Source organism: Bacillus sp. FSL K6-2869 (assembly GCF_040869405.1).
Classification (GTDB): Bacteria; Bacillota; Bacilli; order Bacillales; family Bacillaceae; genus Bacillus; species Bacillus altitudinis.
In genome coordinates, this window is the sequence record NZ_CP152035.1 from 2,117,040 (window position 1) to 2,137,030 (window position 19,991).

Annotated in this window: 21 protein-coding genes; 5 read left to right on the forward strand and 16 right to left on the reverse strand. The window is 41.0% G+C overall.

The window, feature by feature from the left end; translation table 11 throughout:
• Positions 1-11: 11 nt before the first annotated feature.
• Positions 12-2,258: a DEAD/DEAH box helicase gene (locus MHI58_RS10815; RefSeq protein ID WP_041507040.1), complete on the reverse strand. Its 2,247-nt coding sequence runs from the start codon at positions 2,256-2,258 to the stop codon at positions 12-14.
• A 160-nt stretch (positions 2,259-2,418) separates the two neighbouring features.
• Here MHI58_RS10815 and MHI58_RS10820 point away from each other — a divergent pair, with 160 nt between their 5' ends.
• Positions 2,419-3,537: an NADH-dependent flavin oxidoreductase gene (locus MHI58_RS10820; protein ID WP_234710323.1), complete on the forward strand. Its 1,119-nt coding sequence runs from the start codon at positions 2,419-2,421 to the stop codon at positions 3,535-3,537.
• Between the two features lie 49 nt (positions 3,538-3,586).
• On the opposite strand, the gene MHI58_RS10825 is transcribed toward MHI58_RS10820, so the two are convergent.
• Entirely contained in the window at positions 3,587-4,093 is a 507-nt protein-coding gene (locus tag MHI58_RS10825) for a PTS glucose transporter subunit IIA (RefSeq protein WP_008344623.1), read from the reverse strand.
• A gap of 168 nt (positions 4,094-4,261) precedes the next feature.
• On the opposite strand from MHI58_RS10825, the gene MHI58_RS10830 reads away from it, so the two are divergent.
• On the forward strand, positions 4,262-4,681 hold the full coding sequence (locus tag MHI58_RS10830) for an Hsp20/alpha crystallin family protein (protein ID WP_007500867.1): 420 nt from the start codon (positions 4,262-4,264) through the stop codon (positions 4,679-4,681).
• Positions 4,682-4,702: 21 nt separating this feature from the next.
• Here the strand turns inward: MHI58_RS10830 and MHI58_RS10835 are convergent, their stop codons facing one another.
• The 3 genes from MHI58_RS10835 to MHI58_RS10845 form a co-directional block, all read right to left on the reverse strand.
• Positions 4,703-5,155: a YppG family protein gene (locus MHI58_RS10835; RefSeq protein ID WP_017359729.1), complete on the reverse strand. Its 453-nt coding sequence runs from the start codon at positions 5,153-5,155 to the stop codon at positions 4,703-4,705.
• 108 nt (positions 5,156-5,263) lie between these two features.
• A complete protein-coding gene (locus tag MHI58_RS10840; RefSeq protein ID WP_234710322.1) occupies positions 5,264-5,644 on the reverse strand; it encodes a YppE family protein in 381 nt (126 codons plus the stop codon).
• Positions 5,645-5,693: 49 nt separating this feature from the next.
• Positions 5,694-5,927, reverse strand: coding sequence for a DUF5446 family protein (locus tag MHI58_RS10845; RefSeq protein ID WP_224558417.1), 234 nt, complete (start codon positions 5,925-5,927; stop codon positions 5,694-5,696).
• A gap of 196 nt (positions 5,928-6,123) precedes the next feature.
• On the opposite strand from MHI58_RS10845, the gene sspM reads away from it, so the two are divergent.
• Positions 6,124-6,228: an acid-soluble spore protein SspM gene (gene sspM / locus MHI58_RS10850; RefSeq protein ID WP_017359731.1), complete on the forward strand. Its 105-nt coding sequence runs from the start codon at positions 6,124-6,126 to the stop codon at positions 6,226-6,228.
• A 23-nt stretch (positions 6,229-6,251) separates the two neighbouring features.
• On the opposite strand, the gene MHI58_RS10855 is transcribed toward sspM, so the two are convergent.
• Positions 6,252-7,208: a DUF2515 domain-containing protein gene (locus tag MHI58_RS10855; protein ID WP_045034305.1), complete on the reverse strand. Its 957-nt coding sequence runs from the start codon at positions 7,206-7,208 to the stop codon at positions 6,252-6,254.
• A gap of 46 nt (positions 7,209-7,254) precedes the next feature.
• Between MHI58_RS10855 and recU the strand changes: the two genes are divergently transcribed.
• Together recU and MHI58_RS10865 are read left to right on the forward strand one after the other, a co-directional pair.
• Positions 7,255-7,890 (forward strand): Holliday junction resolvase RecU, encoded by a 636-nt coding sequence (gene recU, locus MHI58_RS10860; RefSeq protein WP_017359733.1) that lies wholly within the window; start codon positions 7,255-7,257, stop codon positions 7,888-7,890.
• Positions 7,891-7,909: 19 nt separating this feature from the next.
• Positions 7,910-10,582: a PBP1A family penicillin-binding protein gene (locus MHI58_RS10865; protein ID WP_045034306.1), complete on the forward strand. Its 2,673-nt coding sequence runs from the start codon at positions 7,910-7,912 to the stop codon at positions 10,580-10,582.
• 35 nt (positions 10,583-10,617) lie between these two features.
• Here MHI58_RS10865 and MHI58_RS10870 read toward each other — a convergent pair whose 3' ends face one another.
• The 10 genes from MHI58_RS10870 to panB all read right to left on the reverse strand — a co-directional run bounded on the left by MHI58_RS10870 (position 10,618) and on the right by panB (position 19,801).
• On the reverse strand, positions 10,618-11,127 hold the full coding sequence (locus tag MHI58_RS10870; RefSeq protein ID WP_045034307.1) for a YpoC family protein: 510 nt from the start codon (positions 11,125-11,127) through the stop codon (positions 10,618-10,620).
• Entirely contained in the window at positions 11,124-11,786 is a 663-nt protein-coding gene (gene nth / locus MHI58_RS10875; protein ID WP_008344602.1) for an endonuclease III, read from the reverse strand. Before nth ends, MHI58_RS10870 begins: the two co-directional genes overlap by 4 nt.
• 17 nt (positions 11,787-11,803) lie before the next feature.
• Positions 11,804-12,508, reverse strand: coding sequence for a DnaD domain-containing protein (locus MHI58_RS10880; protein WP_045034308.1), 705 nt, complete (start codon positions 12,506-12,508; stop codon positions 11,804-11,806).
• Between the two features lie 97 nt (positions 12,509-12,605).
• Entirely contained in the window at positions 12,606-13,898 is a 1,293-nt protein-coding gene (asnS, locus tag MHI58_RS10885; RefSeq protein WP_024718525.1) for an asparagine--tRNA ligase, read from the reverse strand.
• Between the two features lie 116 nt (positions 13,899-14,014).
• A complete protein-coding gene (gene tseB, locus MHI58_RS10890; protein ID WP_041507034.1) occupies positions 14,015-14,500 on the reverse strand; it encodes a cell wall elongation/penicillin-binding protein regulator TseB in 486 nt (161 codons plus the stop codon).
• 12 nt (positions 14,501-14,512) lie between these two features.
• Complete coding sequence (locus MHI58_RS10895) at positions 14,513-14,683, reverse strand: YpmA family protein (RefSeq protein WP_008344594.1); 171 nt, start codon at positions 14,681-14,683, stop codon at positions 14,513-14,515.
• Positions 14,684-14,815: 132 nt separating this feature from the next.
• Positions 14,816-17,608: an ATP-dependent DNA helicase DinG gene (gene dinG, locus MHI58_RS10900; protein WP_045034309.1), complete on the reverse strand. Its 2,793-nt coding sequence runs from the start codon at positions 17,606-17,608 to the stop codon at positions 14,816-14,818.
• A gap of 114 nt (positions 17,609-17,722) precedes the next feature.
• Positions 17,723-18,106, reverse strand: coding sequence for an aspartate 1-decarboxylase (gene panD, locus MHI58_RS10905; protein ID WP_045034310.1), 384 nt, complete (start codon positions 18,104-18,106; stop codon positions 17,723-17,725).
• Positions 18,099-18,965 (reverse strand): pantoate--beta-alanine ligase, encoded by an 867-nt coding sequence (gene panC, locus MHI58_RS10910; RefSeq protein WP_039165690.1) that lies wholly within the window; start codon positions 18,963-18,965, stop codon positions 18,099-18,101. The genes panD and panC overlap by 8 nt, the downstream gene beginning before the upstream one ends.
• Positions 18,962-19,801 carry a 3-methyl-2-oxobutanoate hydroxymethyltransferase gene (gene panB, locus MHI58_RS10915; RefSeq protein ID WP_008344587.1) on the reverse strand — a complete coding sequence of 280 codons (840 nt, stop codon included), beginning with the start codon at positions 19,799-19,801 and terminating at the stop codon, positions 18,962-18,964. Before panB ends, panC begins: the two co-directional genes overlap by 4 nt.
• Between the last annotated feature and the right edge of the window lie 190 nt (positions 19,802-19,991).

Here is a 19,991-nt window from a genome sequence, read left to right on the forward strand (position 1 = left end):
TCCCCCTTTCCTTAAAATCCTGCCATCAATTGAATGATACTGCTTTTTCCATCGATCTCTTTCATTTCCATGCCAATACAAGATGGACAGCCGTTCTCGCAGCTGCATCGCTCAATCAGCTGAGTGGCTGCACGGGCAATTTCATTAAAGCGAGCCTGCACCTCTTTACTTAAACCGATTCCACCTGGGTAATGATCATATAAAAATACGGTCGGTTTCCCGGTATGGGCTGCCTTTATTTGAGAAATGACATGAATGTCTGAACGGTCACACATGACAAACGCCGGAACAATATGCTGAAGAACATTGGCAATACCGAGCAACAGCTGTTCAAGTGTTTTTTCTTCAAATGTCCGCTCTGCTTCATGTAATTCAAACCAAGCAGCACTCGTATGAATCTCTTCTTCAGGTAAGTGAATCGGGCCGGAACCGATATTTTCACCGGTTGATAATCGAATTTTTTTGAAAATAGTCGGCATTGCATTGACGGTCACATCACCGTAGTGAACAGATACCGTCTCTTTCTCTGTTGTTTGATCAATTTCAAGCACCTTGAGCTGAACTGCTAAATTCGCATCTGTATAATATTCTACATCGACTTGTTTCACATAAGCCTTAAGATGTTCATAATCTAGCTTTTCCACTTGATACTGAACCCCTTCATGTAAATAAATCGCTTCATCATGAAGTAAAGTCATCGCACTGAATCGATCCATCTCCCCAATAATTCGAACATTCGCTACATCGGATTGATCGACAATGACGACATTTTCCTGACTGGCAGATCTCAGACTGATGCCATGAGCCGGGAACGATTGATCTGACCAATAATAACGGTTCCCGCTGAAATGAAGAACCCCTTCTTCATGTAAGTATTGCAAAATTTCTTCTACTTCCATACCGCCAAACTGTTCATCTTCTCGAAACGGTAGCTCGTAGGACGCACATTTTAGATGATCGACTAGGATGATAAGGTTCTCAGGATTGATTCTTGCCGATTCAGGTGGTCTGTTAAAGAAGTATTCAGGGTGTCTGACAATATATTGGTCAAGTGGCGATGAGCTTGCGACCATGATAATGAGTGCTTCCTCATGACGCCTTCCAGCTCGTCCAGCCTGCTGCCATGTACTCGCTACACTGCCAGGATATCCGGTCATGATACAGACTTTTAGCTGTCCAATATCTACTCCTAATTCTAGTGCGTTTGTGCTGACAACACCGAGAATGTCTCCTTCCCTTAAGCCTTTTTCAATCATGCGCCGCTCTTTCGGCAAATAGCCCCCGCGATAACCACGGATCGATTTAGGACCAATTTCTTTTTTCACTAGTTCTTGAATATGACTTAGGATGACTTCAACTCTTACCCTACTTCTAGCAAAAACAATCGTCTGAATTTTTTCTTTTAAAAATGTTTTAGCGAGCTGATTCACAACAGTGGCCGCACTTTGTCTAATGTTTAATGGCTTATTGACGACTGGCGGGTTGTAAAAGACAAAATTCTTTTTACCGCTAGGTGCTCCGTTGCGTTCAATGAGATGCACCTTGCTTCCGGTCAGCTGCTCTGCAAGCTCTTTCGGATTCGCAATGGTCGCTGATGTACAAATAAAGGTCGGGTCACTTCCGTAAAAAGCACAAATTCGTTTTAGTCTACGAATGACATTGGCGACATGACTGCCAAACACGCCTCGGTATGTATGAAGTTCATCAATGACAATATACTTTAAGTTCTCAAATAAACTGACCCATTTCGTATGATGAGGCAAAATCGCTGAGTGCAGCATATCTGGATTTGTGATGACAATATGTCCTGCCTGTCTGACGCGCTGGCGAATCGCTGGGGAGGTGTCCCCGTCATAGGTTTCACTGTGAATTGGAACATCCATCTCATGAATGATTTCGTTTAATTCACTTTTTTGATCTTGCGCAAGTGCTTTTGTTGGAAATAAATAGAGGGAGCGGCTTGTCTGATCTTCTGCGATCGACTGAAGAACTGGCAGATTGTAACAAAGCGTTTTACCTGAAGCTGTAGGTGTCACAGTCACCACATTCTCACCATCCATCACACGTTCAAAGGCTTCCTTTTGATGAATGTACAGTTCGGTCACACCTCTTTTTTCAAGTGCCACTTTGAGCCTGTCATTTACTCTTTCAGGAATTGGAGAAGTCAGTGCAGGCTTCGCTTCAATTTCATGCCAATGCTCGATCTGTTCATCTTTTTTTAAATCTTCTATGAGTTCGTTCATTGTTTTCTTCTTCATCTGGTATCCACCTCTCATTCTAGTGTACCGAATATTTGTTTGCATGACTAGGCGGCAATTTTTTGATGCACCGCTTGTGAGCAAATATTTTGATGTGTTGTAACAATATCTATTACACTTCTATAGTGAAATGATTTTATCAAGGAAGAAGATGATCAGATTGAAAAACGAATTTAAGCCTTTATTTGAACCTTTTACATTCCCAGGGGGTGCCTCTATTGATGGCCGTTTAGTCGTTGCACCAATGACACACTTCGGTTCTCATGAGGATGGCACGATCTCAAAGGAAGAAATTGATTTTATTACCGCTAGATCAAGCGAAATGGGCATGGTCATCACCGCATGTGCAAACGTAACGCCAGATGGTAAGGCGTTTGAAGGACAGCCTTCTATTGCAAGGGATGAAGATATACCTGGCCTTCAAAAACTTGCTTCTGCGATTCAAGCGAAAGGAACAAAAGCCATTATGCAAATTCATCATGGCGGCTCTCAGGCTCTCCCTCATTTAGTCCCAAACGGTGATGTCGTTGCGCCAAGTGATGTATTTAAAGATGGAAAACAAATTGCGAGAGCTTTGACAGAAGAAGAAATTCCTCACATCATCGACTCATTTAAAGAAGCAGCAAGGCGCGCAATCCAAGCAGGATTTGATGGGATCGAAATCCATGGAGCGAACGGATATTTATTACAGCAATTCTACTCCCCGCATAGTAATCAGCGTACAGATCAATGGGGCGGAAGCGAAGAAAAACGTCTCGCATTTCCAATTGCAGTTGTAGATGCAGTGAAAGAAGCAATCAAAGAGCATGTAACAAAACCATTTATCTTTGGGTATCGATTATCACCTGAAGAACCAGAAACACCTGGTTTAACCATGACAGAAACATTTACTTTAGTGGACGTACTTAAGACAAAAAACCTTGATTACTTGCATATTTCTTTAATGGAGATTGACTCTAAGGCAAGACGTGGTGCTGATACAAGTAAGACACGGATGGAGTTATTAAAAGAGCGCTGTGGTGACACGCTTCCACTCATCGGCGTCGGTAGCGTCATTACAGCTGAGGATGCACTGAATGCATACAATCAAGGGATTCCACTCATCGCTGTTGCAAGAGAAGTCATTGTTGATCCCGATTGGGCAGTAAAGATTAAAGAAGGCAGAGAAAACGAGATTGAAACCGTCATTAAACGCAGTCAAAAAGACAAGTACATGATTCCAGAGGGTTTATGGACTGTCATGGAAGCAAGTAAAGGCTGGGTTCCAATGGAGGATTAATGTCCTCAATAAAAAAACTACCCTATCAACTCAGGGTAGTTTTTTTGGATTATTTCATTTTCACTGTAAAAAGCTTGGACGTCTGCTTTTCTACAGAGCCCTTAGGTTCTTTGTCAAGATGTTCTACTAAATCACCATTCATGATGACAATTGGTGTCACTGTGCTTGCCGCTTTTTCTTCAATCAGCGCTAAATCACATGTAATGAGAGGATCACCTGCTTTCACTTTATCCCCTTCTTTTATGTGTGCTTCAAAGCCTTCACCATTTAATCCAACCGTTTCAAGTCCGATATGAATCAGAAGTTCAAGCCCCGAGAGTGTTCGAATCCCAATTGCATGTTTTGTATGGAAGAGTTGAATAATTTCACCATCTACTGGCGACACAATGGTTCCGTTTTTTGGTTTTACAGCTACGCCGTCTCCCATCATCTTTTGAGAAAAAACGGGATCTGGTACATCGGTCATATCCATTAACTCTCCATCAACTGGAGAATAAATGACTTCTTCCTTTACATCATCTTGGTTTTTTCCGAAACCGAATAATTTTTTCAGCAATGTTCATTTGCTCCCTTCAAGCTTTGCTTCTAGATCTATTCAGCGTATAAACCTTCACGCCCATACACCTTGCTTCATTCAACACTATTTAATCATAATTTTTTCCTCTCATCAATTGATAACCGCCTGAGCCCCTTTTGCATAGGCTGTAGATGAGAGGTGATTCAAATGAAACATGAAAGTGAAAAGAAACACGAGTTGTTAGCAAATGAAGACATTCTATATGAAGCAATTGAACAATTTTTTGCATCATCGCCGTTTCACGACATTTTAAATAGTGCAGAGGCGCTGATGACCACGAGCCATTCACTTGCATCCATTACAACCGATGTGACAGAAGATGATCAATATGTATATATTGAGATTCGATTTCCAGACCATTTTGTCGAAGGTGATATCGCACTAGAAGTGAAAGCGCAATATTTACACTTATCGGTACAGGAAAAAATCAAAACAGACACGACTTCCTCCTATTCGAGCTTTACCAAAACCATTTTAATGCCTGCAAAAATAGATGAAACCAATATGAAGAGCGTTTGGAAAGATCAATCACTTCGTGTGACTGCGCCAAAACAAACAACCCAATAGATGTATATCTATTGGGTTTTGCTATGCTTTAAAAATACTAGTAAATCCTTTCGCCAATGAGCCCACTTGATTCATTGTACTCATCATTTGTCCAGCAGTATCAAACATTTTATTAAAATCGTATTGCCCATTCGTTTTTTTAAATTGTGACAGCACACTTTTAAATTGAGATGATTGCTGTTTTTGCGGCCTTGGCAAAGGATAAGGATTCATAGGCTGCTGCATAGGCATCATGCCAGGCGGCTGCATTTGCGGCTGATTCATTGCTTCAGGCTGCGGCTGATAAGGCTGGAAGTTTTCCTGATATCCAAAAGGCGGCTGATAACCTGCAGACGGCGGCTGGTTCATTTCACCTTGATATGGGGGCATGAAATATTCTGGAGGCTGCGGAGGCTGCTGCATATCTGGATACGGAAAAGGCCGTTGCTGAAATTGATTCATTTCATAAGATGGCTGGTTTGAATAAGGGAACATGTATCTCGCTCCTCTCGCTCTGAAAACATATTGAAGTCAATGATATATTATGTTCAGGAAGCAGAAGATGTGCCTACAGCAGCCATAAGAAAAACGCAGGCTGTTTCATCAGCTGCGTTTGTTGATTTCTTCTATTAAAAGGTTCAGTGTATAAATCACTGACTCAACTAAATTTTTCACACGAGGTGCATGCTGTTTGCCAAAATAAGATTGCAGCACAACCTCTTTTCCATTTTCTTGGACGGCTTCAAGCTGTTCTTGATGTAAGTATCTAGGTTTGGCCTGATGAATAAATGAGGTAGCAGCAGTAAGCCACTCTTCCATTTGCTGATCAAATTTGACAACGGCCGGGCTAATATCGTTGTAAAAATCATAAACTGGGTATTCCTCTTCTGCCTTTCCCTTTAGGTACTGCTCGTATGCTTCTTCGATCCACGTGATCAACTCTTGTGTATGTTTAAGTAATGTTTGATTGTCCAAAGTGTTCACCTCTATGAACCATCCTATCAAACGTTTACTTATTGCTCAAATAGAAAAGCTATCCGGCGTGATATGCGGGTCTTGCCTGCAGCTTATACTCTGCTGCATGAATTTTCAATTCACATTCCTTCACTTCAGATTCAAGACGGTCAATGATTTGTTCTTGCTCCTCTACGGCAGCGTTTTTTGTTTTTTTGACAGCTAAAGACAGTTCTTCTTCCACCGCATCAATCTTTCGCTCAATTTCCTCTAACAACTGCATAATGGATTCTTTTGATACAAATTCGCTCATCATCAGATTCCTCCTTTATCATCTCTCGTTACATTCTCTTTTCTTTTGCTCCCTCCTTCATACATGACAAAACTAGAACTAAATCGCCAATCTAAGTGAAGATAAGCGCAATTTCTTCCATTTCGACACGTGCTTGTCCTTCTTTGTATGATCGCGTCCGATTGTGTAAATTCTAAGGACAAAGGAGGTAGATGTCATGAAAAAGCAGCAAGCACCAAAAGAGCAAAAAACAAAAGGGAAAGAAAACAGTACAGATCAGCTTGATAAAAAGCTCGGCGGTCCTAACCGTCCATCCACGTAAAAAAAGCAGGTACCCCCTGCTTTTTATTTATGCAAAAAATAGTGTTCTAATGAGAAAAGAAAACGAAGCTGCCTTTTTTTATGAAAATACCAGTCGGTCAGCTCAATTTGTTTTGGTAAACGCTCTGCTTCAAACAAGGATGGACTCAATTTCTTTTGAAACCAATCTTCCCTTTGATCGTCTAATGAATGTGTCATGACTGGATACACCGTTCTGAGGAAAGGGCTTGACCTTCGCGCAATCCCTAAAAACGGTTCAAAATCAAATCGAGATCCCGTATGCGGCACGGTATGCAAAAAATGATAAAAATCCGAAAACAAATCGGCTCGAAACAATAGTTTTGCTAGTTTTTTCCCTAACGTAATGCGCTCTTTTACTTGGGAAAACTTTCGTATGGTTAACCCATACAAATGCCCGTCTACTGTCGGAAAAACGACGGTTTGAAAATGTGCCCACTCGCTGAAAAGATATTGAATCGAGTGAAAAACATTCTTTTTCAGGAGAGGATTTTGTATAATAGGAGATTGTATAGTATATTGTTCATTTATGATGAGTGCATGCAGCAGTCGCTCTGTGTCACGCGTTTGCCAAAATCGTTCCCACTCAGCGCTCATAAAACGAGACACACCGAAATGGGACAGCAGATGAAATAAAGGTTTACGGCACCTTTTTGACCATTCATACAAGAGAAGCTGCGGGTAAGCATCTGAAAAGATCAACCAATTCGCTCTTTCATATGCTGTAAAGAACAGATGCCCTTGCTGATCCGTTAAACCCGGATGGAAGAGCTCGCCTTTTAAATCTGTCATCGACCATCCAGCATTTCTGGAGACAAAAGAAGCAAGCAGAGACCATTTCATCTCTGGATGACGGTCATAAAAGCGCTTGTACGCATTTGTCCTTGTCAGGTTGTCCTTATTTTTCGCTTTCGTTTCATGTAAAATATGCTGGGTAATCATGTGCTCTTGTTGTGACAACATGGTGATCTCTCCAATACAAAATGCATTAAAAGGAGGCTGAAACTTGATGATTCGGTATCCTAACGGAAAATCGTATCAGCCCATTCAACAAATTGGGACAAAAAAAAGAATCAGCGGCGAATCATCTTATAGTAACCGCGGGATGACGCTTGAAGCTGACTTAAATGAAACGAACCAGTACTATTTGGTCAACGGGATCGCAGTCATTCATAAAAAGCCTACCCCTGTTCAAATTGTCAATGTGGATTATCCAAAAAGAAGCGCTGCTGTCATTAAAGAAGCCTATTTTAAACAATCCTCCACAACAGACTACAACGGGGTATACAAAGGGCGCTATATCGATTTTGAAGCAAAGGAAACCAAAAGCACCACCTCGTTTCCGCTCAAAAATTTCCACGACCATCAAATTGAGCATATGAAACAGGTTGAAAAGCAAGGCGGTATTTGTTTTGTTATTATATCCGCATTTGGTTCCGTTTATTATTTGTCCGCTACTGACCTCTTCTTCTTTTGGGAGCGGCAGCAGCAAAACGGCCGTAAATCCATTAGCAAAGATGAATTAATGGAAGCAGGTCACCTCATGACACTTGGATATTCGCCAAGAATTGATTATATTAAAGTAGTGGAGACACTTCATTTTTCGGATGACAGCAAGCAACATTTACGTTCGAAAAAGGTTTAACACGAAAGGTTGAGATGTGATGTCTGATCAATTTACAAGTCGTGAACAGCGACGTAAAGCAAGTCAAGAAAACAATAAGAAGCAAAAGAACAAAAAAGGCAAAAAGAAAGCAGGTCTATTTAAAAAAATATTTTTATCTTTACTCGTGATTGGTCTTCTTTGTTTAGTAGCCGGAATCACAACTTTTGCCGTTTTTGCATCAAGCGCTCCTTCTATTGATGATAGCAAGCTAAAAACACCGTATTCTTCAAAACTTTACGATAAAGACAAAAAAGTCTTTGCAGAAGTCGGGGCGGAAAAAAGAACGTATGTCTCGATTAAAGATATACCCGATGTGGTAAAAGACGCGTTTATTGCAACTGAAGATGCACGTTTTTATAAACACCACGGGATTGATCCTATCCGTATTGGTGGTGCTCTTGTCGCAAACGTCGAGGACGGTTTTGGAGCAGAAGGTGGAAGTACGATTACACAGCAGGTTGTGAAGAACTCCCTGCTTAACAATCAAAAGACGTTAAAACGTAAAGTACAGGAAGTATGGCTCTCGATTCAACTTGAGCAAAAATACTCTAAAGATGAAATTTTAGAAATGTATTTAAACCGTATTTTCTTCTCTCCTTATGCTTATGGTGTTGGGAAAGCGGCTGAACAATTTTTCGGAGTGACAGATTTAAATAAACTAACTGTTGCACAGGCTGCCACACTTGCAGGTATGCCGCAAAGTCCATCTGCCTATAACCCAGTGAAACATCCAGAGGCAGCGGAAAAACGCCGTAATATCGTTTTAGGCCTAATGAAAAAACAAGGCTATATTTCAGAGAAAGAGTATGAGGAAGCAAAAGCAACACCTGTCAGCGAAACAGTTGTTTCAGCTGATAAATATAAGAGTCAAAACTCAAGTAAGTACTCTGCTTATATTGAAGAAGTCATGGAAGAAGTACAGAAAAAAGCCAAAGTAGATGTATCAACAGATGGATTAAAAATCTATACTTCTCTTGATCGAAAAGCTCAGGATCATCTGGATGACATTATCAATGGGGATTCAGCCGGATTTACGAAAGGTATGCAAGCTGGAGTCACCCTGCTGGATACAAAAAATGGTGAAATTCGTGCCATTGGTGGTGGTCGTGATGTGCCAGCCGGCGGCTTTAACTATGCCACTGATGCAAAACGCCAGCCGGGATCTACAATTAAACCAATTTTAGATTACGGCCCTGTAATTGAAAACAAAAAATGGTCAACATATCAGCAAATTGATGATGCGCCTTATACGTACTCTAACGGTACACCAATTAACAACTTTGACAGAAGACACTTAGGGAAAATGTCGATGAGAAGTGCTTTGGCACAATCACGAAACATCCCTGCTTTAAAAGCTTTCCAAGAAGCTGGTACAGATAATGCTGTTCAATTCGCCAATAACTTAGGTTTGGACTTACCTTCTGACATTCCTGAGTCTTACTCAATCGGCGGATTTGACGAAGGTGTCTCATCTCTTAAAATGGCTGGTGCATTTAGTGCATTCGGTAACAACGGATACTATAATGAACCGCATGCTGTAACGTCTGTTGAATTTAATGACGGGACGAAGCTTGACTTAACTCCAGATTCTAAAGCAGCCATGAGTGATTACACTGCATTTATGATCACAGATATGCTGAAAACTGCTGTACAATCTGGAACAGGTACACTCGCACAAGTACCGAATGTTCAAGTAGCTGGTAAAACAGGTACAACCAACTTTACACAAGATGATATTAATAAATACAACATCCCTTCTGGCGGGGCGAAAGATTCATGGTTTGTCGGTTACACACCGCAATACACAGCAGCTGTGTGGACCGGAATCGGCAACTCAAAAGATGCAGACGGCAAAATGTGGCTCACGGATTATGAACAACGTGTTGCCAAAGTTGTCTTCCAGAAATTAATTTCTCAAATTGATGATGGAAGCGGCTCATTTGAAAAGCCAGACAGTGTCGTTGAAGCAACGGTTGAAAAAGGATCAGATCCAGCGAAGTTAGCTGGACCAAACACACCAAGTGATAAGAAGACAACGGAATACTTCGTCAAAGGAACTGTCCCAACAAAAGTTTCTGACACATATGAAAAGAAAGAAGCTGACAAACCATCTGACTTAAAAGCGGTGTATGATGAAGAGAAAAAATCGATTACACTCACTTGGGGTTATGATGACGATGCAGATGCAACATTTAATGTGAAGCAAGCGGTCGATGATGGAGGCTATAAAGACATTCAAAACAGCTCTTCTAAAGAAGCCGTCATCTCTGATGTGAAGCCAGGTTCCACCTATAAATTCCAAGTGACAGCGACTGTAGACGATGTCACAAGTAAAGCTGCTTCTACCTTCCTCACCATTAAAGATGACGAAGAAGAGGAAGAAAAAGCAGATGATGAGAACAAAGAAGAAGAAGAGCCACAGCAACCTGATGATGAGCAAACAGATCAAACAGATGATAATCAAAACCAAGGCGGCACTGATGAGCAGAAGCCTGATGATAAAAAAGATCAAGGCGGAAATACCGAAAATGGTGATGGCTCAGACAGTACAAATGGAAACAGCAACTCACAGAGCGATGCCAATAAAGATAAAAAGAAAGACGACGAGAAAGCCAATTCTCAAAGCTCAAATACTCAGTCAAATTCTACTTCTCGCAAAGAAGACGAATAACAAAAAAGCACTTGCCGTATGTGGCAAGTGCTTTTTTAACGATTTTGTTTTAACTTTCTGAGTGCTTCGTATTTTCCATAATGCTTTTTGAGCTCTGTGTATAACTCGTCCAATTGAATAAAGCAATGATATTGAGTAGGTTTAAGTAAAATAAACTCTAATCGTTCTGTCCAGTTAATGGGGGCTACTGGAAACGTCTGTTGTTTGATTTCCTCCCAATCAAAGGTTTGAAGCTTCTCTCCTTTGATCCAGTAAAACATTGCAATCATACTGACAATGCCTTGCAGCATATCATCCTCTTCACACCGAGATTTTCTCGTTTGAAAGCGAGGAAGCATGTTGTCTTTTAATTCATTCCACAGATCAAACATCAAAGGAACAAATTCTTCCGTTTTCTCCCACGGTTGCTCATCTAGTAAAGGTTCTGAAGATAGATCAAATGCGAGTGGATTGATTCTTAATATATCCTTTTTTTCGCCGCTTATCTCTACCTTTTTCTCTTTTAGCTTTTCGACATATGAGGTGAAAACAGCTGCTCCGCTCATGCCAGCTTCACCAGCCCTTTTTTCAGCCTCTTCTGCCCTTCTCTGCACATATCAAGAAGTGGACAAGATTCACACTGTGGCCGCTGTGCCTTACAGTGATATCTGCCGAAAAAGATGAGACGATGATGGGTCACGGACCAATCCTCTTTTGGCACCTTCTTCATTAAGGTTTGCTCTACCTCAAGAACAGAATCCTTCCAGCGGCAAATCCCAAGTCGTTTGCTGACGCGCTCGACATGTGTATCTACTGCAATGGCGGGAATTCCAAAAGCGACAGATACAACGACATTTGCTGTTTTCCGTCCAACCCCTGGAAGCTTGATTAGCTCATCTCGATCTCTTGGCACTTCACCGCCATAATCTTCAATCAGCATTTGGCTTAATTTTTGAATGTTTTTTGCCTTATTACGATAAAGACCGATCGAACGAATATCCTGCTGCAACTCTTCAAGCGGCACACTTAAATAGTCTTCTGGTGTTTTATATTTTTGAAATAGATGTTTGGTCACTTTGTTCACTAGAACATCTGTACATTGCGCTGAGAGTGCGACAGCAATCACTAGTTCAAATGGATTGGAATGAACAAGCTCACACTCAGCCTCTGGAAACATATCTCCTATAATATCTAAACATTCATTGATTTGTTTTTTTGATAACATGCCTTCTCCTTTATTGGTTATTGTTCCAGCCAATTATAAAAAGGAACTTGTCGTTTATATGAAGATGTTTCTTCTTTTGAAGGTGGGGCTTTTTGCTGCGAACGGAAATGCTGGCTATGCTCTTTCGCTTCTTCCGCTGTTTTCAGCCCTTTCTTTTTCCACTCAAACAATATTCGATCGATATAGCGAAAATTTAATTTCCCTGATAAAACGGCTTCTCTTAGAGCAAGACGAATCATCTCAGCATCATGATGGTCTTGATCCATCCAGATCGAGAGTGTTTCCCCTTCAAGAGGAGAAAGTGGTCTGCCAAACTCATCTTCAAATAGCGCATATAAAGATTTTTCAGCCTGCACATGATTCTTTTGCAGGTCTTTCGCCTGTTTTGCTTCTAAAAAGTCATACAGCACACCCCATAAGGGTTCTACCGAGTACCGGTCATGCTGAATACCAGACCTGTCTTCAAACGGCTGGATCGAAATAAACCCTTTTTGAATCAAATACTGCACCATATAAGCACATTCTTCGGCCGAAATGGTCATACCATGTGAAAGCTCTTCAAATGTCTGAAAAAAGACGCCTTGTTCTTCATTCATTTTAATCTTTAACATGACCATCATTTGTGATTCATTCAGTCCTAATTGCTCATAATGGGCAATCAGGAAATTAGGCAAACTGGTCGAACCCATTTTCTGCATATCTATAAATTGCTGCCTTTTCATCGGATACACCTCTTCACTTTCAGTATATCACGTTTTCTCATACGTGCTGCCCTTAAGACGTTTGAAAAAGCCTCCATATGTTGGAGGCTTTCACGTCTTAAGGATATAAACGGTTTAATAATCTTGGGAATGGAATTGTTTCACGCACATGCGGCGCTCCGCTAATCCAAGCAACTGTTCGTTCAAGTCCAAGACCAAAACCTGAATGTGGTACAGAACCATACTGTCTTAATTCTGTGTACCATTTGTACGTTTCTTGATCTAACCCATGTTCTTTTAATCTTGCTTCAAGCAGATCTAAATCATGAACACGTTCAGAACCGCCGATAATCTCTCCATACCCTTCTGGCGCAATTAAATCTGCACAAAGGACGACATCATCACGGTCTGGTGCAGGCTGCATATAAAATGGTTTTAATGAGGTTGGGTAATGAGTGATAAAGACTGGTTTATCATAGCTTTCGGCGATCGCTGTTTCATGCGGCGCACCGAAATCATCTCCCCATTCGATGTCATCAAATCCTTTATCCTGCAAAAATTTAATCGCTTCATCATATGTGATGCGCGGGAATGGTGCTTTGATGTTTTCTAATTTTGCTGTATCACGGCCAAGTGTGTGCAGTTCTACTTTACAATTTTCAAGTACACTTTGAACAACGTGAGACACATAATTTTCTTGGTACTCAAGGTTCTCATTAAATTCAACAAATGCCATCTCAGGCTCGATCATCCAGAACTCGATTAAATGACGTTTCGTTTTCGATTTTTCTGCTCTAAATGTTGGACCGAATGAGAATACTTTTCCGAGTGCCATCGCAGCAGCTTCCATGTAAAGCTGTCCACTTTGAGAAAGGTATGCATCTTCATCAAAATATTTAGTAGCAAACAGCTCTGTTGTTCCTTCTGGAGCACTTCCTGTTAAGATTGGCGGATCCACTTTCACGAAACCTTCTTGATGGAAAAACTCATATGTAGCACGAATAATTTCATTACGGATTTTCATAATGGCATGCTGTTTTTTAGAACGCAGCCATAAATGACGGTGATCCATTAAGAATTCTGTTCCATGTTCTTTTGGTGTAATTGGGTAATCTGTTGCTTCGTGAATCACTTCAATGGATTTCACTTGTAATTCAAAACCAAGTGGTGAACGTTCGTCTTTTGTTACTTGTCCTGTGACATAGACCGATGTCTCTTGTGTCACTGATTTCGCAAGCTTAAAGACTTCCTCTTCCACCTCTGCTTTTACAACGACTCCTTGAATAAAGCCTGTCCCGTCGCGAAGCTGCAAGAATGCAATTTTCCCGCTTGAACGTTTATTGGCAATCCATGCGCCGATTGTTACTTCTTCATCGACGTGTTTAAACACTTGATTAATAGTTGTTTTCAACATATTTCCCTCCAAAGCCAGAAAGAAACTCACCTTGTTAGATAGGTGTGATTCTTTTTTCATACATTTTATTATAACCGTTCTAAATCAGCATGGTCAACGCAAGACAGAAGAAACTACGGTGTTAAATTTTTTTCCACTCGTCCTGTCGTAAAATCAACATAGCTGAAACTATATTGATTGTTCTCATTTAAGTACGTTACTTCCCAAAGGAGGACGTCACCTTCTCGTGCTAATTGAACATTTTTTAGCTTAGAAATGGTGTTCTCCTTTTGAACGGCTTGTACTGCTTGGGTTGAAGTAATGCCTTCTTTTGCTTTTTTAGCAATGACTTTTTCTTTTTTGCTGGCAGGTACCCACACATAGATCGCTTCGTTTTGTTTGTTTTTACCTTCCACAATAAATTGCTTTTCTTTCCCAACAAAGGTATCCACTTGCTCTACTTGTGCTAATGATGCTTGCTTTTTTGCTCGTTCAATCGCTGCCTCATGACCTTCTTCTTTTTGACCCATGGCAATTTGATAAATCCACGAAAAGCTAATGATGCCAATGAGTAAAACGAGCGCAGCAACGGATGAAATAATCCAAACTATTTTTTTCATGTCAAGCTTCCCCTATGTGCGATATATGGTAAATATCGCTTGATTTTGATCTTCTTGATCTAATGCTAATCCAAACATAAGATCTTCCCTTTTAAGCGTTCTGTTCAGCAAATCGACGATTTTGTATAGGTCTTCTGAATGCTTAATTTGAACAGTTGAAAGTACCTCTATTTTACTTTCCACTTCTAATTCCTCCTCGGTACGTAAATATTGTTAGTCATACTTTTCAATGTGAGAACCGATACTATTTTTACAACGGAACATAAAAAGCCGTTACGATAAATTAACTCCAAACCCACACCAGTGAAAGGCCGCTTATGACAGCGGCTTTTCGTTGTTGAGCTTTTCTATATACGCCTCAAGCGACTCTTTGGACATCTCGTGAACTGGCGCATGATGAAGTGATTCTAAAAATAGTTTTCCATACGAAGCGGTTTTCACTCGGCGGTCTAAAATCAGCAATGTTCCGATGTCTTTTTCCGAGCGCAGCAAGCGGCCGGCTCCTTGCTTAAACGTTAACACAGCTTCCGGGAGAGCGACGGCTTTAAAGGGATTCTTCCCCTGTTTTTTTGCAGCTTCACATTTTGCTTCAATGAGCGGTGAATCGGGTGGTCGGAAAGGAAGCCTTGCCATAATGACGGTCGTTAGCTCTGAGCCAGGAAAATCCACACCTTCCCAGAAACTCCCTGTTCCTAGCAAGATGGCCTGCTTCGCCAATTTGAACATTTTCGTCAATTTTACAGGGCTCCCGCCTGTCAAACCTTGAGCAAACAATGCCGATTGCATACCTTCTGATTTCAGCTCTTCATACACTGCTTTTAACATCTCATGTGAATTAAATAACACCAATATTTTCGCTTGATCCTGCTTTTCCATGATTTTAATATATGTTGCAGCTTGCTTCACATATTCGCGTTCATCACGGTTTGTGATCGGCGGCATGTCAGCAGGTACAACGACCTTAAGCTGTTTTTCAAGTTCAAAAGGTGAATCAATTTGGACAAGGTGTGGGTAAAAATCTTGCAGGCCAAAACGTTCCAAGCAATAATCAAAGCGTTGATTGATGGTAAGCGTCCCTGATGTGAGGACAACGCTTTTTTTGTTCATGAAGAACCGATCAGCTAGCAACTCCCCTGTATCTAGCGGCTGCGCGTGCATAAAGACAGCATTCTTGGCACCCTTTGCATCAATCTCAATCCAAACGGTTTCATCATTGTTTGGTTCAAAGATAAACCGGTACAGCGTACTGCAGAATGTCTGCATAAATGACATCACTTGATCGTATTCTTCTGCTTCAAATGCAAACTGCTCAATGAACTGACCACTTTTGTGAAGCAACTCATTTTTTTGCTGCTCATACAGTTTCTCACAAGCAATCAATAATGAACAAAGCTTACTCGCTGATTCTTTAATTCGGACCCACTGAGCATGTTTTGAATGATGACGGACTCTATGAATGAGACGATTGATGTCCGCTTTTGGTTTTGTCCTTTTGACAAAAGAATGAACGGTACTAAAAAATGCGTCACTTTCCATCTGAAGCTGCTGAAGATACTCGTCCATTTCAATAAAGGTGTCAGTTGATAAACCTGCCCCATGAAATCTCTTTTTCAATTTCTTAAGCAGCCCGCCTTGCAAAGAGCCAAGCTGCGTTAATTTCGCATGAAGCTGGATATAAGACGCACTGTCACCTAGCGTTTCATTGGCTGTTTTTTCAAATTGGTGGGCCTCATCAATCACATAGACATCTGCATGCTGAAAGATAGAAGCTCCTTCTGTTTGAGATAAAAGCAGACGGTGATTCGTCAAAATTAAATCAGCGGTTTGAGCCTTTCGTTTAGCCCGTTCATAAAAACAATGTTCTTTAAAACGGCGTTTTTTCGATGTAAATGGCATGTGCACACAAGAGATACGGTCTTTTATATTTGCAGCTCCTGACGGTAAATTCAGTTCAGACAAATCACCTGTTTCAGTGACAAGAAGCCACATTAAAATTTGCGCTTTTGTTAAGACAACATCATAGTTATCATCTTCCTCATGCAGGACATGCTCAAACTTATCTAAACAAATATAATGTGCCCGCCCTTTAAACACACAGGAGGCTGGCTCAAATGGGAGCAATTGCTTGAGTAGCGGAACATCGCGCTGAAGCATTTGCTGCTGCAGTAAAATAGAATATGTACTGATAATGACAGGTTTTCCTGATTTCTTTGCTTCTAAAGCAGCTGGTATAAGATAAGCGAGTGTTTTCCCGATTCCTGGCGCCGCTTCAATTAACGCATAAGCTCTTTCATGGAACGCATCTCTTACTTTGTTCATCATCGTGAGCTGGCCTTCTCTTACTTCATAGCCTTCTAATGTTTGAGGAAGCTTCTCTTTTATCTCCTCAAACAGCTGCTCGTCGTCAGCGCCTACTGCATATGTCGATTCAGTGATAGGATTGGTCACATCTTTCACAGCAAAAGATCCTACTTCTACAAGCGAATCATCCTGACTAGAGTGATTGGTTTCAAGCTGCTTAATTAAAAGTCCTATATCACTTAGAAGATAAGAGGATAATCTGCGCAGCTGTTTTAACACATTTGGCGGTGTATTCCTTAATTGATGTAATAAGGTTAAAAATAACATGGCAGTAACTTCCGCATCACTATCCGCCCTGTGCGGGTGGTCATGTGGAAGCATGAGCTCTTCGCTTAATTCAGTTAGCTTATAACCTTCAAGCTCAGGATAAAGAATTCTAGAAATTTCAACCGTATCAATCGCTAGCACATCCAGCTCATTTTTCCCGCATGCTTTTAGTTCATCGTTTAAAAAGTTCAAATCAAAATGAACATTGTGCGCAACAAAATAAGCGCCCTGTATGAGATCATACACCTCTTGGGCAATGTCCTCAAAAAACACCGCGTCATCAACCATGTGCTGCTTAATACCTGTCAGCTGTTCAATAAATCCAGGAATCGTTTTCCCTGGGTTCACATATTTTGAATACCGTTCGACGATTTGTCCATTTTCAATGACCACCGCAGCAATTTGAATGATTTTATCACCTTTTTTTGGTGAATTCCCGGTGGTTTCAATATCAACGACAACAAACCTTTGATCGGTCATAAAATGGACACCTCAATTCCTCGTTTCACTCATAGTGAAACACACTCTGGGCAATATAGCTGAAACAGAACAGCTTCCTTATATGAAACTGTTCTGTTTCCATGTGAGCGTGCGTTATAAAATCGTTCTCGCAGGCTCTTGCCCAATCATTTGTTCAATTTGATTTTGTTTATTTAACACGACCACTTTAGGTGTGTACGATTTCGCTTCTTCCTCTGACAACATCCCATAAGCGATAATAATGACTTCATCTCCTGGCTGAACCAATCTTGCTGCCGCACCATTTAAACAAATGACACCGCTCTTTCTTTCTCCAGGGATGATATATGTTTCAAGTCTAGCACCATTGTGATTATTGACAATTTGCACTTTCTCATTTGCCATCATGCCTGCCGCATCAAGCAAATCTTCGTCGATGGTAATACTGCCTACATAGTGTAAGTTTGCTTCAGTCACTGTCGCTTTATGAAGTTTCGAGGTCATAAAAGTTCTATACATGTTTTTCACCGCTTTCAGGAACATGGAAAATCACATTATCAATTAGTCTTGCCCGGGAGAACTTCACAGCAGTGGCAATGATCACTTGGCCCGTTAAGTGCTGAAGAGGTTCAAGCTCTGGGTAGGAGTAAATGTCAATATAATCGATTTCTCCACTCGTTTGAAGAATCTCCTCTTCCACTAATTGATAAATACGATTTACATCATGTTCACCATTTTCTACAGCTGTCTGTCCTTTTTTTAATGCCCGGTATAAAGCAGGTGCTTCTTGCCTTTCTGTTTCAGACAGATACACGTTCCTTGAACTTTTCGCTAAACCGTCTTCTTCTCGAACAGTAGGAACAGACACAAGGTGAAGATCAAAAAAGAAATCCTTGATCATCGCATCGATAACAGCGACTTGCTGTGCATCCTTTAGACCAAAGTATACATTGGTTGGTGCGACAAGGTGAAACAGCTTTGTCAGCACCGTGACAACGCCGTCGAAGTGTCCTGGGCGTTTCTTCCCGCATAAGACGTCTGTACGCTTTTGGACAGTCATCGTAATCGATGGCTCGTCTTTGTACATTTCCTTCACATCAGGTGTAAATAATATATCTACTCCAGTTTCTTCGGCAAGACGCTGGTCTCTTTTCATATCTCTTGGATAGGATTCAAAGTCTTCATTCGGTCCAAATTGCAATGGATTAACAAAGATGCTCATCACCACGATGTCATTTTGATCTCTTGCTTCTTTTGCAAGCGTAAGATGTCCTTCATGAAGGAAACCCATTGTAGGGACAAATCCAATGGAATGCTGCTTCTTTTGATGCTGCTTGATCATTTCTTTTAGTTCATGAATATGGGAGACAACCTTCATTCCTTGATCCCCCCATATAAACCATCAAGGACTTCTTCTTTCATATGAAAGGTATGAGCATCTTCTGGGAATGTGCGTGCTTTTACTTCTTTTGTATATTGTATGAGCGCTTCTTCTAATACAGCATCGATTTGCGCGTATTGTTTCACAAATTTAGGTGTTCTAGATACGCCGTACCCTACCACATCATGGTAAACGAGAACTTGTCCATCTGCTTCAGCCCCTGCCCCAATTCCGATCACAGGAATCTTTAGCATGTCAGTAATCCGTTTTGTCAGTTCACCAGGTACACACTCTAACACAAGAGCGATGGCGCCTGCTTCCTCGCATTTCAGACTATCTTCAATCAATTTCTGTGCACTCTCTTTGTCTTTTCCTTGCACTTTATAGCCGCCAAGGACACCGACTGATTGAGGGGTCAGCCCTAAATGGCTTACAACAGGAATACCGCCTCTTGTAAGTGCTTGGATAGATTCAAATACTCCGTCTCCACCTTCAAGCTTTAAGGCATCAGCACCGCTTTCTTGCATAATGCGTGCTGCATTTTTCATCGTTTCTTCTAATGAATAATGATAAGACATAAATGGCATATCCGTCACAACAAATGTGTCTTTTGCGCCTCTTTTGACTGCTTTTGTGTGATGAATCATATCATCCATCGTCACTTGCACTGTGGAATCAAGTCCAAGGACAACCATCCCAAGTGAGTCACCAACTAAGATCATGTCGACTTCCGCTTTTTCCGCTTGCTTTGCAGCTGGATAGTCGTATGCTGTCAGCATCACAATAGGTTCGTTTTGTTCTTTCATTTTGAAAAAATCTAACTTTGTCTTCATTTGTTCCTCCTCATTCTGGAGAGGAGATGGCTTGTCTGATCTCACACGCTTTTATCTCTCATGTGCAGACGAATCATCCCTCTGTCCAAGTCCCTTAGGATCAAGGCAGAAATTTATCAAATTTTTCTTCCTAACAGGTACAGTTCTTTTTCAGATACTGCCCACACGAAGTATATCAAAAATGTGCCGG

Bases quoted from the DNA above. Each gene is read 5' to 3' on its own strand.
- MHI58_RS10815 (WP_041507040.1), bottom strand. From the start codon at position 2,258: ATGAAGAAGAAAACAATGAACGAACTCATAGAAGATTTAAAAAAAGAT.
- MHI58_RS10830 (WP_007500867.1), top strand. From the start codon at position 4,262: ATGAAACATGAAAGTGAAAAGAAACACGAGTTGTTAGCAAATGAAGAC.
- MHI58_RS10835 (WP_017359729.1), bottom strand. From the start codon at position 5,155: ATGTTCCCTTATTCAAACCAGCCATCTTATGAAATGAATCAATTTCAG.
- MHI58_RS10845 (WP_224558417.1), bottom strand. From the start codon at position 5,927: ATGAGCGAATTTGTATCAAAAGAATCCATTATGCAGTTGTTAGAGGAA.
- sspM (WP_017359731.1), top strand. From the start codon at position 6,124: ATGAAAAAGCAGCAAGCACCAAAAGAGCAAAAAACAAAAGGGAAAGAA.
- MHI58_RS10855 (WP_045034305.1), bottom strand. From the start codon at position 7,208: ATGTTGTCACAACAAGAGCACATGATTACCCAGCATATTTTACATGAA.
- recU (WP_017359733.1), top strand. From the start codon at position 7,255: ATGATTCGGTATCCTAACGGAAAATCGTATCAGCCCATTCAACAAATT.
- MHI58_RS10865 (WP_045034306.1), top strand. From the start codon at position 7,910: ATGTCTGATCAATTTACAAGTCGTGAACAGCGACGTAAAGCAAGTCAA.
- MHI58_RS10870 (WP_045034307.1), bottom strand. From the start codon at position 11,127: ATGAGCGGAGCAGCTGTTTTCACCTCATATGTCGAAAAGCTAAAAGAG.
- nth (WP_008344602.1), bottom strand. From the start codon at position 11,786: ATGTTATCAAAAAAACAAATCAATGAATGTTTAGATATTATAGGAGAT.
- MHI58_RS10880 (WP_045034308.1), bottom strand. From the start codon at position 12,508: ATGAAAAGGCAGCAATTTATAGATATGCAGAAAATGGGTTCGACCAGT.
- tseB (WP_041507034.1), bottom strand. From the start codon at position 14,500: ATGAAAAAAATAGTTTGGATTATTTCATCCGTTGCTGCGCTCGTTTTA.
- dinG (WP_045034309.1), bottom strand. From the start codon at position 17,608: ATGACCGATCAAAGGTTTGTTGTCGTTGATATTGAAACCACCGGGAAT.
- panD (WP_045034310.1), bottom strand. From the start codon at position 18,106: ATGTATAGAACTTTTATGACCTCGAAACTTCATAAAGCGACAGTGACT.
- panC (WP_039165690.1), bottom strand. From the start codon at position 18,965: ATGAAGGTTGTCTCCCATATTCATGAACTAAAAGAAATGATCAAGCAG.
- panB (WP_008344587.1), bottom strand. From the start codon at position 19,801: ATGAAGACAAAGTTAGATTTTTTCAAAATGAAAGAACAAAACGAACCT.